The sequence below is a fragment of the Alteromonas antoniana genome, from assembly GCF_019249295.1.
Classification (GTDB): Bacteria; Pseudomonadota; Gammaproteobacteria; order Enterobacterales; family Alteromonadaceae; genus Alteromonas; species Alteromonas antoniana.
This window is the reverse complement of record NZ_JAESDH010000018.1, coordinates 30,426-47,143: the sequence shown is the minus strand read 5'-3', so window position 1 is coordinate 47,143 and position 16,718 is coordinate 30,426. Positions and strand designations below refer to the sequence as shown.

General features: G+C 52.9%; 11 protein-coding genes. 8 read left to right on the top strand and 3 right to left on the bottom strand.

Annotation, left to right across the window (positions count from 1 at the left end):
• Nucleotides 1-275: 275 nt before the first annotated feature.
• From recC to recD, 3 genes are read left to right on the top strand one after another with little or no spacing between them, the layout of a single operon-like run.
• A complete protein-coding gene (gene recC, locus JKP77_RS15080) occupies nt 276-3,578 on the top strand; it encodes an exodeoxyribonuclease V subunit gamma (protein ID WP_218311986.1) in 3,303 nt (1,100 codons plus the stop codon).
• Nucleotides 3,575-7,177: an exodeoxyribonuclease V subunit beta gene (gene recB, locus JKP77_RS15075; RefSeq protein WP_218311985.1), complete on the top strand. Its 3,603-nt coding sequence runs from the start codon at nt 3,575-3,577 to the stop codon at nt 7,175-7,177. The genes recC and recB overlap by 4 nt, the downstream gene beginning before the upstream one ends.
• Nucleotides 7,177-9,057, top strand: coding sequence for an exodeoxyribonuclease V subunit alpha (gene recD / locus JKP77_RS15070; RefSeq protein ID WP_218311984.1), 1,881 nt, complete (start codon nt 7,177-7,179; stop codon nt 9,055-9,057). Before recB ends, recD begins: the two co-directional genes overlap by 1 nt.
• A 26-nt stretch (nt 9,058-9,083) precedes the next feature.
• Here the strand turns inward: recD and JKP77_RS15065 are convergent, their stop codons facing one another.
• The gene (locus tag JKP77_RS15065; RefSeq protein WP_218311983.1) at nt 9,084-10,028 is read right to left on the bottom strand and encodes a hypothetical protein; all 945 of its coding nucleotides are present in this window, start codon (nt 10,026-10,028) and stop codon (nt 9,084-9,086) included.
• A 365-nt stretch (nt 10,029-10,393) separates the two neighbouring features.
• Here JKP77_RS15065 and JKP77_RS15060 point away from each other — a divergent pair, with 365 nt between their 5' ends.
• Nucleotides 10,394-12,778 carry a zinc-dependent metalloprotease gene (locus JKP77_RS15060; RefSeq protein ID WP_246601229.1) on the top strand — a complete coding sequence of 795 codons (2,385 nt, stop codon included), beginning with the start codon at nt 10,394-10,396 and terminating at the stop codon, nt 12,776-12,778.
• A gap of 150 nt (nt 12,779-12,928) precedes the next feature.
• Here the strand turns inward: JKP77_RS15060 and JKP77_RS15055 are convergent, their stop codons facing one another.
• Both JKP77_RS15055 and JKP77_RS15050 read right to left on the bottom strand, forming a co-directional pair.
• Nucleotides 12,929-14,068, bottom strand: a complete 1,140-nt coding sequence (locus JKP77_RS15055; protein ID WP_218311982.1) for a M14 family metallopeptidase — start codon at nt 14,066-14,068, stop codon at nt 12,929-12,931.
• A 4-nt stretch (nt 14,069-14,072) separates the two neighbouring features.
• Complete coding sequence (locus JKP77_RS15050; protein ID WP_218311981.1) at nt 14,073-14,849, bottom strand: HesA/MoeB/ThiF family protein; 777 nt, start codon at nt 14,847-14,849, stop codon at nt 14,073-14,075.
• 117 nt (nt 14,850-14,966) lie between these two features.
• Between JKP77_RS15050 and moaB the strand changes: the two genes are divergently transcribed.
• Genes moaB through JKP77_RS15030 form a run of 4 tightly spaced genes read left to right on the top strand, consistent with a single transcriptional unit; the run spans nt 14,967 to nt 16,716 of the window.
• Nucleotides 14,967-15,482: a molybdenum cofactor biosynthesis protein B gene (moaB, locus tag JKP77_RS15045; protein ID WP_218311980.1), complete on the top strand. Its 516-nt coding sequence runs from the start codon at nt 14,967-14,969 to the stop codon at nt 15,480-15,482.
• On the top strand, nt 15,479-15,976 hold the full coding sequence (gene moaC, locus JKP77_RS15040) for a cyclic pyranopterin monophosphate synthase MoaC (RefSeq protein WP_218311979.1): 498 nt from the start codon (nt 15,479-15,481) through the stop codon (nt 15,974-15,976). Before moaB ends, moaC begins: the two co-directional genes overlap by 4 nt.
• Nucleotides 15,973-16,218, top strand: coding sequence for a MoaD/ThiS family protein (locus JKP77_RS15035; RefSeq protein WP_218311978.1), 246 nt, complete (start codon nt 15,973-15,975; stop codon nt 16,216-16,218). Before moaC ends, JKP77_RS15035 begins: the two co-directional genes overlap by 4 nt.
• The gene (locus JKP77_RS15030; RefSeq protein WP_218311977.1) at nt 16,219-16,716 is read left to right on the top strand and encodes a molybdenum cofactor biosynthesis protein MoaE; all 498 of its coding nucleotides are present in this window, start codon (nt 16,219-16,221) and stop codon (nt 16,714-16,716) included.
• The last annotated feature ends 2 nt before the right edge of the window (nt 16,717-16,718 follow it).

Genomic DNA, 16,718 nt, shown 5'->3' with positions numbered 1-16,718 from the left:
CGTTGTGGCGTTAACTTGATTCGGTGCCAGGCAACGCCAGAATCAGGTTGTCACAGGGTCGCCCGTAACCTTACCCATACAGGTTTTTCGTGTCCTGAGGCCTGTATGGGTTTTTTTCTTTCTTGTTTCCCTTTCTCTTCACTACACATACCGTCAATTGTTATCCAATCCCATGTCGACCATGGCGTCGAGTCAAGCCGTGTACAGATGTCTGGATGCGTGGTTCAGAATCCCGTACCATATTAAAAAATCATTCCAAGAACAGGACGTTTCGGTTGCTCGCGCTTTATCCCTCTAACAAACTGGAACATTTAAGTTTTCTTCTGGGCACGGTGTTAAAACAGCGCGCTTCGTCTGTCCTCGCTCCCACCACAATCCTGGTTGAAAGTCCCGGCATGCAGCACTGGCTGAACATGGAGCTGGCGCGGCAGCAGGGCATTGCCATGAACCTGTCTTTTCCATTACCAGTGAGGTTCATGTGGGATACCGCCAGGGCGATTCTGGGTGCAGACAAAGTGCCTAAACAGTCGCCGTACCGACGTGAAGTGTTGATGTGGCGTATTGATGCCTTGCTGGCAGATGCGCAATTAGTTGACTCTACAGACATGGCGCCGGTGAAAGCGTACTGGTCGCATATTGACAGCGACACAGAACAAAGCGCCCAGCGATTGCAGCTGGCAACGGTAATGGCTGACGTCTTCGAGCAGTATTTGCTGTATCGGCCAGACTGGCTTTCAGCCTGGGAAAATGGCGAACTTCAGTCGCCTGACAACACGATGGAGCGCTGGCAGTCAAGGTTGTGGCGAGCATTGAGCGAATCAGAACCATTGCATCCGGCATCGTTGCATCGTGAGGCTATCGAGGCGCTGAAAACTGGCAATGCGGGCAGTCTTTTACCCGAGCGGATCATTGTGTTTGCCATCAATACCATGGCGCCGCAGCTGGTCGCGTTTTTCGACGCGTTGGCTGAACACACCGATATCCATATTTTCCATCTGAACCCTAGTGTGAACTACTGGGGGGATGCAAAAAGTGACCGTGACCAGGCTCGCGCGCTACGTGAAGGCGCCGTTGAAAAATGGATGCAGGAAGAACAGTCTAACCCGTTTCTGGGAAATCTGGGAAAGCAGGGCAGAGACTTATTTAACCTGCTGACACAGTTGGATACCTTTGAAGTCAGTGCCTTTGATGTTCCCAGGCCAGAAGAGCAAAGCGAAAACCTGCATTTGCTGCAGCATATTCAATATGACGTGCTTCAGGCACGTGCGCCGGTTATTGAGGAGCGGAACCAAATTGTCCGTCATGCATCAGATGATGACAGTGTGATTGTGGCTTCAGCTCACTCGGCTCTGCGCGAAGTTCAGGCCCTGCACGATCGCTTACTGCAATGGATGCAGGAAGATCCGTCGCTAACGCCGTCTGACATTGTCGTGATGTGTCCGGCGATTGAAGAATATGCGCCGCTAATTGATGCCGTGTTTCACCGCGTGGGGACTCCCCGCCCATCGGACAATACGCCACCAAGAATTCCCTGTTCGATTGCCGACCGTGCTCCTCTGGACGCTGAGCCAATGGTGGCCGCGTTCATTAACCTGTTAACGCTGCCGGACAGCCGTTTTCGGGTAGTTGATATTATGGATCTGTTGCGCCTTGACGCTATGCGGGCCAGATTTGATTTAAATGAAGAAGACACCGAAATAATCACGTACTGGCTGCAACAGGCGCACGTGCATTGGGGGCTTGATGGTGAACATAAAGCCACTGTCACCGAGGGTGCTGCAACGTCAGAAACTTACAGCTGGTGGTGGGGACTAAAACGTCTGCTGCTGGGTATGGCCTACGAAGATAAACCCGTTATCAGTAACAACTTGCTGACGTTACCGGATGTCGAGGGCCAGCAAGCGCTGGCACTGGGTAAGCTGATGCAGATTGTTGATATGCTGGGTGAGCACGCCAGACAGCTGAATACCAACCGCACGGCTGAGAACTGGCATCAGTATTTATTAACGCTCAGAGACAGCTGTTTTGCGCCTTTGCCTGACCAGCACCAGACGTGGGAAAGTCTGGGGAAAGCCTCGGCAGATCTCGCCGCGCAGTGTGCTGAGGCAGGATATGAGACTGAGTTGACGTTACGCCAGGTGCGGGACGTGCTGATGAAGCGTTTTTCCTCCCCGGATGCGGGCAATCATTTTATGACCGGACAGGTCACGTTTTGCTCGATGCTGCCTATGCGTAGTATTCCCTTTTCGGTAGTGGCGGTACTGGGGCTGAACGATGGCGAATTTCCCCGTCAATCCACGCCTGCGAGTGTGGATCTTATGGCCAGTCAGCCTAGAAAACTTGGCGACCGTTCACGTCGGCTGGAAGACAGGTATCTGTTTCTGGAAGCCATGCTATCTGCCAGAAAGCATCTGTACTTGAGCTATCAGGGTAACAGCGCGCAGGATAACAGCGAACGCCAGCCATCGCTGGTGCTGGCGGAGTTTCTGGACGTCATGGCAAGAGGCTATCAGCGCCCTCCGGCCAGCATGATCCAGCAGATCCCACTGCATCCGTTCAGCGCGGCTAACTTTTCAATGCCTCAGCCAGGTTTTGAAGCGGGGTGGTGCAAACTTGCCAATGCAATACAGTCGCCCTCACAGGCACAAGATGTCACACTGACGGCACTGGAAGATGCGAAAACCCAGGATGAGGTGACGCCGGCAGACATTGCGCGCAGCCTGGCTAACCCGTTGCGCTACTTTGCCAATCAACAACTGGGTGTTTATCTTGAGCCGTCGGTGCCTTCACTGGAAAACCGTGAACCTTTTGCACAAAATAATCTTACCCGCTATCAGGTAATAGAAGCGGTGTCAGACGTGCTGGTGGACGATGCCATCATGCGGGATATTGTGTCGCGCACCCGCTTACATGGCGATATGCCCGATACCCCCCTGACAGACGCCGTGCTTGAGCAATGGCAGGAAGCCGGTGTTGCACTGACTAATGCCATCGGGCTTCGCGATACCGACCCGGCGCAGGTACGCTGGCAGGGCAGTCACATTACCATTAAGGCGCAGGCTTGGCAGGGCGGAGGTGAGCTGAAATGGCGACATGCCGGTAGTCAGCACAGTCAGCGTAAATGTGAGCAACTTATTACTTCGTTGTGTTTTGCCGCTGCCGGTATCGCATTGCCACTGGAAATTTACTATATCAAATGGAGCAGCGGTGAATTTCAGGTACGAAAAACAGTCTATAAAGCCACCGACAGTGATGTGGCACAGCAACTGTTAACCGATTTGGAAGCGATATACGTTCGCCTTCATTCGCAACCGTTGGCAGCGTTTATTGATGCAGGCCTGCAGATGGTGAAAAAAGCCAAAGGCGACCCCCTAGAAACCTTCATGTACACCGACGACGGCGAGCAGGCATTTAAAAATCTGATGAGCAGCGCCTCACCATTTACCTCGGGGCTGGATGACGATCCTTACGTGCACTGGTTCTATCCACGGGGCCTCACGGCAGATGACGTGCCTTTCCAGCAGTTAGAGCCCCTGTGTCTGGCGATAGAAAATCATTCCCGGGACAACAAAGTATGAAGTTTGAGAAGCTTAACGTTCCGGCTATGCCTCTGCATGGACGTCACCTGATTGAAGCCAGTGCGGGAACCGGAAAAACCTATAACATCACCCGGCTGTATTTACGCCTGCTGTTAGAAAAGCAGCTACCGGTACAGAAAATCCTGGTGATGACGTTCACCAATGCTGCGACCGAAGAAATTCGTGGTCGTCTGGCCGACACCCTGCGTGAGGCCCTGGCGTTCTGGACTGATGCAGAGGCAGGCACTGCCAGTACGCAACAGGCCGATCCGGTTTATCAGCATTTGTACGAGGTCTGCGAGCCACGGCTTGCTATTGCCAGCCTGCGCGCTGCGTTACTGGAGCTGGATGATGCCGCGGTTTTTACCATTCACGGGTTCTGCAACAAAGTAATGTCACAACTGGCATTTGACAGCGGTGCGCCGATGTCACAAAGCCTGGCCACCGATACCCGGGAAATGTATCTGGACGCCGCCAGTGACTGGCTTCGCATGCAGTCTCGACATTCCGATAATTTTGAGCTGCTGGCAGCGCAGGGCTGGCATCAGCCCGAGGTGCTTTTGCAGCAGTTTGAGCGGGTGGCACGAAGTGATATTACACCGTCAGTCAGCACCGAAGAGCAGGTGGAAGCCAGTATTCAGCACTATCGTGATGCCCAGAGCGACATACTGAAGCCGGTATTTGATGAGGTACGGGAACAGTTGCTGGCCAGTGAACCGGAAATCACAGACGCCCTGATTAACAAGCCCAAAAAAGCAGATGAGCGTGAGTCGCGCCAGCAGGAGTGGGAAGTGCTGCTTGGCTGGCTAAATGAGAAGGCCGTAGCGGAGCCGCCACCAGAGATCGGTAAATTTATTAATGGCAACCGCTATCGGGGAAACGACAGCCTGAAAACCTTGTTTGCACCGTTAAAACAGCTGATCAGCGACGTAAAAGAAATTGCGTCGGAGATGCAAAAAAGCCGAAGTCAGCAGTTGGCGGCCATTCCTGCCCTGACCCTGATTTTAAGCGGTATCACGTTTATTCGCGAGCATGTGCGCAAGCAAAAGCAGCGGGTAGGCGTGATTGATTTTGATGACCTGATAAGCGCCCTGGCAGTGCAGGTGAGAAAACCTGACAGCGCCGTAGCGCAGCAATTACGCCTGCTTTACCCGGTAGCGTTAATTGATGAATTCCAGGATACCGATGCCAACCAGTATGCCATTGTGGATACCGTGTATCCCAAGGCCAGCGAGAGCCAGTGCCTGATGATGATAGGCGATCCTAAACAGGCGATATACGGGTTTCGGGGCGGTGACATTTTTACGTACCTGCAGGCGGGAAAACAGGCAGATTTTCATTGGGTAATGGATACGAACTGGCGTTCAGTCGCGCCCATGGTGGAGGCCTATAACCGGTTGTTTTACGGTGCTCCGGTATCGGGTGAACCGGCCGATGTATTTGGTTTTGATATTCACTACGAGCCAGTAAAATCGACCCCCCACGCCAAAGCGGCAAATGTGCCACTTGACGACCCGGAAAACGGGCGGCGCGCCATGAACTATATCATCACGGAGTCTCAGGGCGACACTCAGCCGGCCAAGGCACAGCTTCAGCGCAATCTGGCAGACTGGGTAACCGCGGAGATCCAGCGTTTGCTTAGCCAGGCCTCGCTTGGCTCGCGTTTCTTGCTTCCCAGTGACATTGCCATTCTGGTGCGCAGCACCACTGAGGCCACTGTTATCCGGCAAAGTTTACGTAAAGCCGGTGTCAGCGCGGTATTTCTGAGCGATAAAACGAACCTGTTTGCCTCGTCGCAGGCGGCTGACATATATCGCGTGCTGGATGGCATCTGGCACTGGGAGCATACCTCCAGACTTTCTGCGAGCCTCAGTAGTCCACTGTTTGGTTACACGCATCAGCAGCTTGTGGATATTCTGCATCATGAGGATGATGCGGCCTGGGAGCAATTGTCAGAGCGGGTGATACAGCTACGTCAGATGTGGGTGCAACGGGGCTGTATGAGCGTGTTGTTGTATCTGATGCAAAACCATTACCAGTGCGTCAGCGACCAGCCAGAGCGAGCGCTAACCAATTATCTTCATCTTGCGGAAGTGCTGGAGCGTGAGGCGGCATCACACGCAAGGCCAGATCAGTTGTTGTTGTGGCTACACCGCCAAATCAGCGAACCCGACGCCAGTGTTGAACAGGTTCAGCGGCTGGAAAGTGACGCAACACTTATTCAAATCGTGACCCAGCATGGATCTAAAGGGCTGGAATATCCCATTGTGTTTGTTCCCTTCGCCAGTGACTATCGCGATCCGGCAAAGGCCGGCCAGCAGTGGGCGTCTTACTATCAGTATTACGACGCCGATTCACAACGCCTGAATATTCAGTTGGGGCATAGCTACCCGGTAGCAGAGCGGGTCAGAGCAGAGGGGGATGCTGAGGCAATGCGGTTGCTGTATGTTGCTGTGACACGCGCAGCACACCGCTGTTATCTGGGCGTGGCTGAATTCAGGCAGCACCAGCAAAGTGCATTGGCCAGGGCGTTGGGAATGACTGACGATACCGGCTGGGAAGCCCTGATTGATGCTGTGACAAAAGAGGGCGGTGATCACACTACCAGACTATCGGCGTCAGCGTTGCCCGCCCACGACGCTGACACGACACATGAGATGCCACTGCCTGACACGCTCACGTACCGCGAGTTCACCGGAACAGTAGAAGAAGCCTGGCGACTGTATTCGTTTTCGGCACTGGCCCGACAGCAAATTGTAGTCCGTCAGTCTGAACGTGATGCTGAGTCAGTTACTGTCCCGGATACCGGTGCTTCAGCGCTCCCTCCTGCAAACCAGGCGTTGCCCTTCAGGTTCACGTTTACCAAGGGGGCGGAAGCCGGCAACTTACTGCATGATGTGTTAGAGCACCTCGATTTCAGTGATCCTGACTGGCAACAGGACGGGCAGGAGGCCATGCACAGATTCGGCCTCACCGACGAAGACAAACCCGCATTCACAGCCTGGCTGCAGGAAACGCTGGACATGCCGCTGGCTGACGCGGGTATCACACTGGCAGAGTTGACGCTGCCGAAGACATTGCGTGAGGCTGAGTTTTATTTTCCGATGATTAACCTGAAATGGTCAAAGCTGGCGTCAGTGTTACGACTTCACCGGGATGAGCTGGCCGATATTGCCCTGCCGACTCCGGTACCGGCGCTACACCAGTACGATTTGGAAGGCATGATGCACGGGTTTATCGACTTAATATTCGAAGTGGATGGGCGTTATTACGTTGCGGATTACAAATCAACCTGGCTGGGGACGCAGTTCTCGGATTACCAGCCAGCGTCGTTGTTACGCAATAATCAGCATCATCTGTACGACCTGCAGTATCTGATTTATGCACTGGCTTTACATCGTTATCTGTCTCAGGCGTTACCGGATTACGATCCCAATCTGCATTTCGGCGGCGTGTATTATTTGTACCTGAGAGGTATGCATCCTGAGAACGAACATCAGGAGGGCGTATTTTATACCTCGCTTTCTTCTGAATTGCTGCACGCACTCGACGACGCCTTTGGTACCTCCGAGGCTTTGACCACGGGAGCTTCAGCATAATGTCCATGACGATTGACGATATCAACCACAAACTGGCCGGCGTAGCCGCGATTGATTTTTATTTTGCCCGGGCGTTTTGTGAGCAGGTGCAACTGGATGAGGAAGGACAGAGGTGCTGGTTTTCCATTCTGTTGGCATTGTCCTGGATGCAGCGACAGGGTCATACCTGTTTGTCGCTGGAACTGATAGCCGACACAACGTTATTTCACGATGAGGAGACGACGACAGGGATCACGTTCCCTCCGCTTACCCGACTCATTCAGCTTACGCGACAAGCGCTGACTCAATACCGCGAGCCGGTAGCGCTGATTTACGAAAAAGGCCGCCTGTATTCCCGGCGTTACTGGCAGTTTGAAGATACGATTGCAGAAGCCATTGCAGACAGGCAGCAACCGGTATTACTGACTGACGATGAGTACGCAGCTTGCGAGAACGTGTGGCCACGCCTTTTTGATGTGTCACAAAGCACAGAGCCTGACTGGCAGCAGATAGCGGTAGCCAGTGCGCTGGTTCAGCGTTTTAGCGTTATCAACGGTGGGCCCGGTACAGGTAAAACCTATACGGTGACACGCCTGCTGCTGGCACTGCAGGCTCTATCTGGAGGGGAATTGCGGATCCAACTGGCTGCGCCCACCGGGAAAGCCGCGCAGCGCCTGACCGAGTCGGTGAGTCAGAGTCTGACACAGCTGGAGAGCGAGCTGGATAAGTCGCTGCTTAATGCCATACCGCGTGATGCCAGTACCCTGCACAGGCTGCTGGGACTGGCACGTTTTGGTGTTCGTGCCCGGCGCGATCAGCTATCGCAGCTGGATGTTGATGTGCTGATCGTCGATGAGGCATCAATGGTAGATGTAGCATTGATGGCTCGTCTGATGAGAGCGCTGCCGCAAAAAGCCAGAGTGTATCTGATAGGTGATGCCGATCAGCTGCCCGCCGTCGAATCCGGCAATGTACTGGAGTCGATGATTGGCGAATTGCCAGAGGAGCCTGCTGTTACGTCAAGTATGCGTGCGCATTTAGCGAGGCTTTGTCCTCACTTGCCGCTGCTGCCGTTGGCGGCAAGCACACAGAAGGATGCGTGGGTTCACTCGCTGCACAAAAGTCAGCGTTTCGGAGGCAAACTGGCAGAAGTGGCAGCAGCGATTCAGCGCTCAAATGCTGCGCAGGCATTGTCGCTAATCACACCGATAGAATCTGCCCCGGAAGCACTGGGCAAAGATGATGTTCTGTTGTCTTCATTACCGGAAAATCCGCAGTCGTTGAAAGCGCTGGCAAAGGCAAGCTTTGCTGGCTTATTTGCCTGCAATACGGCGCAGCAGGCGCTTGATGCATTGCGTGACTGCCGCTGGCTGACACCTTTGCGCCAGGGGCCCTTTGGGGTTGAAAACCTGAACCGGGTGATCGAGCAGGCGCTGGCAGAAAGCTACGCGGTGCTGCCGGGAGGCCAGTACGCCGGTCGGCCTGTCATGGTAGTGGAAAACCAGTACGCACAACGCCTGTTTAACGGCGACGTCGGCGTACTGTGGCCTGATGACAGCGGTCAGCTAAAAGCCTGGTTTGAAGATGCGGACGGCGGAGTGAGATCGCTGAGTTTGTCGCGGCTGCCGCGCGTTGAAACGGTATTTGCCATGACAGTGCATAAATCTCAGGGCTCCGAATTTTCTCAGGTAATTATGGTGATCCCTCAAAGCGAAACCGCACAGTCGCAGGCACTGAATAACCGGGCACTTTTATATACCGGGCTAACCCGGGCCAAAAAGGGCGTATTGTTGCTTAGCAGTAGGGAGGTACTGACCGGGGTTATTGCCAGAAAACAACATCGGGTATCCGGTTTATCTTACCGGCTTCGTCAGATTCTTGCCGAAAAAGACGCGTTTTAGCGTCCGGTATTAATAGTGAACACTCTCTAGCATTTAACCGGGCAAAAATGCAAGATCCCCTGACCTCGCAGACAATCTACCGAGTTTGCTATCAAAAAGCAGATCAGGGGCACGCGAACGCGCAGTCGGTTATCGCTGGCATCGAAGTAGTCGAAAAGGCTCTGGTGGGTTGATGCGCCTTTTAAACGCAAGTGGTCCAGGCCGTTATGGTCGAGCCAGCCAATGGACTCACCAGGATGCAGCGTCACAAAGGCATCTTTCGCTGTGGGTAGGTTCAAAGTAATGTTGACGCCAAAAACAGGCCGGTCTGAAAACGTCACGCTGGCGGCTTTAAGCGCGTCTAGACGGTACGCAGAGCCTAACCAGCATTCACGGCCAGTCTCGCGGTTTGTCTCGAATTTTAGCTCTGACAATGTCTGACAAACCTGTTGTAAGGTATCCCCGGTCGCACTCTCAGGAAGCAGAAGTTCCACCGAAGGACAGGGCCATGGATACCGGGTTAATGCCAAAGGCGCGAAGTTTCCATGTACGGTATAGGCAGAAAATACGCTGCCAAGGGCTGCACTGCCGGCCTGACGACGGTAGCTGAATGTCAGAGGCTTGGGACAGCAGGCAGTGGTAATGGCGATAACTGCGTCAGGCTGCCAGTCAACCAGGGTTTGAAAGCGCGCGCGGCATTCAGCGTCGTCCACGGTATCTGAGGCTGGCAACACCACAATTCTTGTCTCTGTACAAAGTTGCCGGTAGCCCCGGATGAGCGTCTCTGCCAGTTGAAGTGTCGTATCTGTGTCAGGATGCCTGTGCATCACCAGACACAGTAAGCCTGGATGCGTGCCTTTTATGCTTAAGACCACAGGTTGTGAAGGCGCTTTATTAATAAGCTTCCGCCAATGGCCTGGCTCTGACTGGATATTACTCAGAAATGTAAAGCCTTCAGTGTGCGTCACTGGGTGGCTGACAGAAAGTGTCATGCGATTTACCTGATGATGAATCAATACCGTCACTTTATTAAACAAGGCGAATGACGTTGTTGACGTGGATCAAGGGCTTGTTTTCAATGCTGCCTGTGCCGACGTTTTCGGTGGAGCACCTTTCAGCATGATAAAGTGATATGACAAATGTAGCGGCAATAGGATAGGGTATTACAAGGGAACATGTGGTACCGGATCTAGGTGAATTACCTGGATTTCAGGTATCAGTTTTAGCATGGAAATCGCGACCTAACGACAGCAGCCGGGCGTAACATAACAACAGAATGACATCCGTTCGATTAGGTTTGGTAACGCACGTACTGACGAATTTGCACCACACAACGACAATAATGAAGGAAACACACATGGTTCGAGCATGCCTGTGTCTGATAATTCTGATGGTAAGCCCGGTCCGGGCTGCCATGCCGGATATCAGCGAGTTCACACAAGACATGGAAAAGCAATCTGGCTTTATTCCGTTTTACTACGACAGCAGTAATGACCGGGTTTATCTTCAAATCAGCAGGTTTGACACTCCGTTGCTGTTCCAAAGCAGCCTGCCGCATGGTATTGGCTCTAACGATATCGGTCTTGACCGGGGACAGTTAGGGGATACACGACTGGTGCAGTTTGAACGCTATGGCAACAAAGTGATGCTTAAGCAACTGAATACACGTTACCGGGCGTTAAGTGATAATAAGTTCGAACAGCAGAGTATTGATGAAGCCTTTGCCGATTCGGTGATTGCCGGTTTCAGTGTTGCCGCGGCCAGTGATAATACCGTGTTAATTGACTACACGCCGTATCTGCTCTCGGATATTCACGGTATTGCCAAGCGCTTGTCAGGTACCAAGCAGGGCAGCTATAAAGCTGATGCGTCGCGCAGCGGCGTGTATCTTCCTAAGAGCAAAGCCTTTGTGAAAAATACCGAACTGGAGGCCATGGTGACCTTCGGTGGCAGCAACCCGGGGCAGTATGTGTCTCAGGTTGCACCGGATCCTGAAAGCTTGTCAGTCCATTTGCATCACTCTTTTATTGCGCTTCCCGAGGAAGGCTATCAACAGCGGGCATTCCATCCGTATTCCGGCTACTGGAAGTTCAGTTATTTTGACTATGCCACTGCGATTTCCGTACCGATGGAAAAGAAATATATTATCCGGCACCGGCTTGCGAAAAAAGATCCGGAAGCGAAGACGAGCGAGCCGGTTGAGCCCATTGTCTATTATTTGGATCCGGGGATCCCTGAGCCGGTAATGTCAGCCTTAAAAGAGGGCGCCAGCTGGTGGAACCAGGCATTTGAAGCGATAGGTTACGAGAACGCTTTTCAGGTAAAAGTGCTGCCAGAAGATGCTGACCCTATGGATGTGCGCTACAACGTCATTCAGTGGGTTCACCGCGCTACCCGCGGTTGGTCCTACGGTTCTTCTGTGATCGATCCGCGTACCGGTGAGCTGATTAAAGGGCACGTTACATTAGGCTCGTTGCGGGTGCGTCAGGATTACCTAATCGCTTTGGGGCTTACCAGCCCGTTCACGTCAGATAACGCCGACACTAAAGCACAACAGGAAATGGCACTGGCCCGCATTCGTCAGCTGTCAGCCCATGAAGTGGGACATACGCTGGGTATTGCGCATAATTTTGCTGCCAGCGAAAACGGTCGTGAATCGGTGATGGATTACCCGCATCCGAAGATCACGCTGGAAAACGGTAATATTACGCTGAACGACGCGTACGATTCCGGAATGGGGGAATGGGATCTGCACGCAGTGGCTTATGGTTACCAGGACTATGTTTCTGAACAGGCAGAAACACAGGGGCTGGCACAACAGATAGAAAAGGCCAGAACTGCCGGTTTACACTACAAAACCGATGCTGATACGCGGGCGTCCTATCACGCATCAAGCGACGGGCACATGTGGGACAATGGTGCAGATCCGATAGCCGCGTTTAAGGAGATCTCTCTTATCCGACAAAAGGCGCTGTCGCGTCTGGGAATAAACACCATCCAAAAAGGTGACAGCCTGTCATCGTTAGAAGATGCGCTGGTCCCGGTTTATCTGCTGCATCGTTATCAGCTTGAAGCGGTGGCGAAGCAAGTCGGTGGTATAGATTACACCTACGAGCTGAAAGGCGATAACGCCTCGCCACAGGGCCAGTCGGTAGTCGCGGCGCAGACTCAAAAACAGGCAGTGGCACTGTTGATTGAAGCAACCACGCCGGAATACCTGCGCATGCCAGAGTCGTTATTATCTCTCATCCCGCCCACGGCGTTTGGTGATGATATTACCCGCGAGCATTTCAATGGCCGGATGGGCCGCATGCTGGACCCGGTTTCGGCTGCGGAATCTGCTGCCGATCATGCACTCAAATTATTATTGCAACCTGAGCGACTTAACCGCGTGAGCTGGCAGCACAGTCAGGTACGGGGCATGCTGAGTGTTGAGCAACTGGTATCACGCTTGCTGGACACACACTGGTACCGCAAAGGCGAAGCCAATTACGGCCTTAATGACCGTTTGCGTTATGTCACACTGAACGCCGTCATGCGCGTAGCGATGGACAAGGATCTGGCGCCGGAAGTGAAAGCCAGCATCGATGCAGCACTGACGGACTTTGATGACTGGCTGGATGATGACAGTAAGCTGCCACAACGGGATATCTTACGTGCCCGCCTCGATCACTACTGGGAAACCGGTGAATGGCCGTCATTGTTTGAAGTAAAACCGTTACCGCCGGGTTCTCCGATCTAAGGCGGTTTCCTACCCGTACCGCCGGCACTTGTTGGTGATGGCATTATGCATCACCGACAAAACGTAATCGCCGGTGACACGAAAGGGGTGGACAGTTTTCACCATGATTAGGTACACGAACGCGGCGTAACGACTTACGCCGCGTTTTTTTCAGCTGTCCGCGCCGTCGGTCAGCGAAAAGTAATTGGTAAAAACCTTATACAGTTGTGTACCGCTTAATACCGATGCCGAAGGGAAGTGAAGAATAGGGATAAGATCGCACGGTGCATTGACCTCAAAACTACCACGCTCGTTATCCAGCTGGTCGATATTCAGCACTCTGGCGAGAGGTTCGCCTTTTGTAACGCGCTGACCGGGTCGAGCCAGGTACTCCACCATGCCGCCCCACTGGGTGAAAAGGGTTTTATAGTCTCGCAGGTACACGCCAACCCGCTCCATTGTTGCAGGCACAAAGTCGGCATTGTCCAGCGCGCCTTTGGCATTCAGGTAACCCAGTATACTATTGGCATCGACATTGCCCTCAGCGAACTGGATCACTTCCTGGCTACCCATTTCCAGTGTGAACGCTTCCACGCCGAGGTCATAGGTTTTATCAAAGCGCGATGTCAGTAAATCCTGAAGCGTCCACCACGGGCAGAAAGTCGCTTCGTCCAGTGCTCCGGCAAACACATTCGGGATAAAAATACAGTGAGGGAAGTTAAACAGCGTCGCCGATTCTCTGGCGTATTCGGGAACGTAAATGTGGCGCGTGGAAACCGGTCCGTTGTGCAAATCCAGTACATAATCTGCACTGACAGCCAGTTGCTGAAGTTTGAGGTTTAACTGTTGCGCCAGCCCAAGTCCCCATGGCGATGCGAGCTTATCGGCAATAGCCTGCGCCCAGTAAGCTTTAAAGCGCTCACGTATGGTGTCATCTGGCTCTTCAGCAGTGACGGTTTCAGCGAACTGGTGGACAGCCGCTTCATCATAATAGTAGCCGCGATTCCAGTTAGTCCCGTTTACCGGATCGAAACGCCCCAGCGTGTATTCACCCGCTTTGATATTGGTGCCCACCGGGTTGCAGTTGGGAACCAGGATAATTTCGCCGCAAATCGACAAGTGTTTCAGTTGCTGAAGCAACTGATAAATCACGACATTGCCCTGTACCTCGGCGCCGTGAATAGAGCTTTGAATGTATACCGTAGGGCCCGTTTTTTCGCCTCGCAGGCGGTATATCGGCACATGCATATTGCGCCCGGAGGCGTTCTGGGCAACCACGATATAGTCTTTATGGATGGCTGTAGTTGTCATTGTTTTATTTATTCTCTGAAACATTAGCGGAAGCGGAGCATACGTTGCAGTCAGGCTTTTTGGGCACACTAAAGGTTTGCCAGTCATAGGTCAGTGCATCAAACAGCATGAGCTGGCCAACAGGGATATTGCCTGCGCCAGTGATAAGTTTGATGGCGAGAAGTGCCTGGTGTAATCCGGTAAGACTGACTACCGGAGACAGAATTCCGGCCTCGGTGCAGCTTACGTCCGGTGCTTCAAACAGGGTTCGTAAACAGGCGTAACAGGAGGAGCCTGAACCAGGCTGACAAACAAATAGCTGACCTTCAAAGCGGATCGCGGCGCCAGATATTAAGGGCTTGCGGGCCAGATAACTTACGCGGTTTATCTGGTCCCGGCTTTGGGCATTGTCGGTGCAGTCCAGCACAACGTCATGGTGCTGAATCAGGTCTTTGAGCTCGTCATCATCAGCGGCGTGTTCGACAGTGTTAATCTGACAGTCTGGAGCACGCTGGTTGAGCGTGTCGCAGGCGGCAATCACCTTTTTTGAGCCGGTCTGATCGTCGCGAAACAGCCACTGGCGAGGCAAGTTGTGGGTTTCCACGGTGTCAGGATCTACCAGTGTCAGCGAGCCCACGCCCGAGGTGGCAAGACTCATGGCCGCGGCATTACCCAGGCCGCCAACGCCGATAACAAGAACGCTGGCATTGAGCAGTGCTTCCTGACCGGCCAGGTCAATTTGTGGCAACACAATCTGACGATTGTATCGCATTGCTTGTGACACACTGATGGAATCTGGCATAGTTACTCTTATTGACTCATCAACGCCGGATTGGCGGCGTCGCGGCTGCCACAGGCAGCACAGGACATTACTGTATCAAAGCCAACCCGGTTTTCGAATCTGTATTTAGGAATTCTTATGACTGCTGTTAGTACGCCGTTGTCGATCGCTGTGTTGACGATATCTGACACCCGAACGCCCGACACTGACACTTCCGGGCAATATCTTGCTGATGCGTTAACCGACGCAGGTCACACACTCGCAGAACGTGCGCTGGTGAAAGACGATATTTATCAGCAGCGTGCCATCGTTTCAAAATGGATTGCCGATGACAGCATACATGCCGTGCTGGTTACCGGCGGTACCGGGTTTACCCATCGTGACTCTACCCCTGAGGCATTAAGTGTACTGTTTGATAAACAGGTAGACGGATTTGGTGAGCTGTTTCGTCAGGTCAGTTATGTGGAAATTGGTACCTCGACAATTCAGTCTCGCGCGATTGCCGGGTTTGCCAACCATACTGTGATTTTCTGCCTGCCAGGCTCTTCGGGTGCCTGTCGTACAGGATGGGAGAAAATTATCCGTAGTCAGCTGGATATCGACTTCAGGCCGTGTAACTTCGTTAAGCACCTGATTAAAGAGAGTGCACAATGAGTGGATTCAGCCATTTAAACGCCGGTGGCGAGGCGAATATGGTCGATGTCAGCGACAAGGCCGTTACGGTTCGTGAAGCCACCGCCGTGGGCGAATTGCATGTGAGTAAAGCGGTGATAGACGGGATCAGCGAGCAGAACATTGCCAAAGGTGATGTGTTTGCCGTTGCCCGCGTCGCCGGCATACAGGCCGCCAAAAAATGCGCTGATCTGATTCCCTTATGTCACCCGTTGGCACTATCAAAAGTGGATGTGCAGTTTGAGGTGAATGCCCGGTCACAAATCATTGTTGCCCGCTGCTATTGCAAGCTCAGCGGCAAGACCGGCGTCGAGATGGAGGCACTCACCGGAGTGAATGTCGCGCTGCTGACATTGTTCGATATGTGTAAAGCCATTGATCCAGGAATGCATCTTCAGAATATTCATGTTACTGAGAAGAAAGGCGGTAAAACCGGCCACTGGCAAGCCAGTGAAGCGACAGGGAAGGCAAAGTGAAAGTCACGGTAAAATTTTTTGCGCAACTTCGTGAGCAACTTAACTGCAGTGAAACTACGGTAAGTCTTACGCCGCCATCCACTATGGCGGATGTTAAAGCGGCGCTGAAGCTTTCGCTGGATAATCACCAGGCGTTCGAGGGGCCGATATTGATGGCCTGCAATCAACAAGTGGTTGCTGATTCCCATCCGGTCAATGCTGACGATGAACTGGCCATGTTCCCGCCGGTCACCGGAGGTTAAATGTTTGCTGAAGTGATCAATTCCCCATTACAGCCGTCTGAGTACTACTCCCAGCTTAAGGGCGGGTTACCGGCTGGCAAGAGCGGCGCAATTGTGACCTTTACCGGGTTGGTACGCGATTTTAATGAAGCAGGGCACATTGACGGCATTTCACTGGAGCACTATCCGGGTATGACTGAAAACGCGATGCTGAGCTTACTGACCACAGCGGCGCAGCGGTTTTCACTGGTGTCTGCGGGCATCGTACATCGGGTAGGTGAAGTCAGTAATTTCGAAGAGATTGTCTGGGTGGGCTGCGCCGCCACGCACCGTAAAGCCGCCTTTGATGCCGCAGGGTACATCATGGACATGCTTAAACAATCAGTGCCTTTGTGGAAAAAAGAAATCGCTGAAGGTAAAGCAACGTGGGTAGCGCCAAAGGCGTCCGATGATAATGCCGCCATGAAGTGGCTGGGTGAAGACACCTCCCCATTACATGTAGTAAAAGGAGAGCGTTAAGC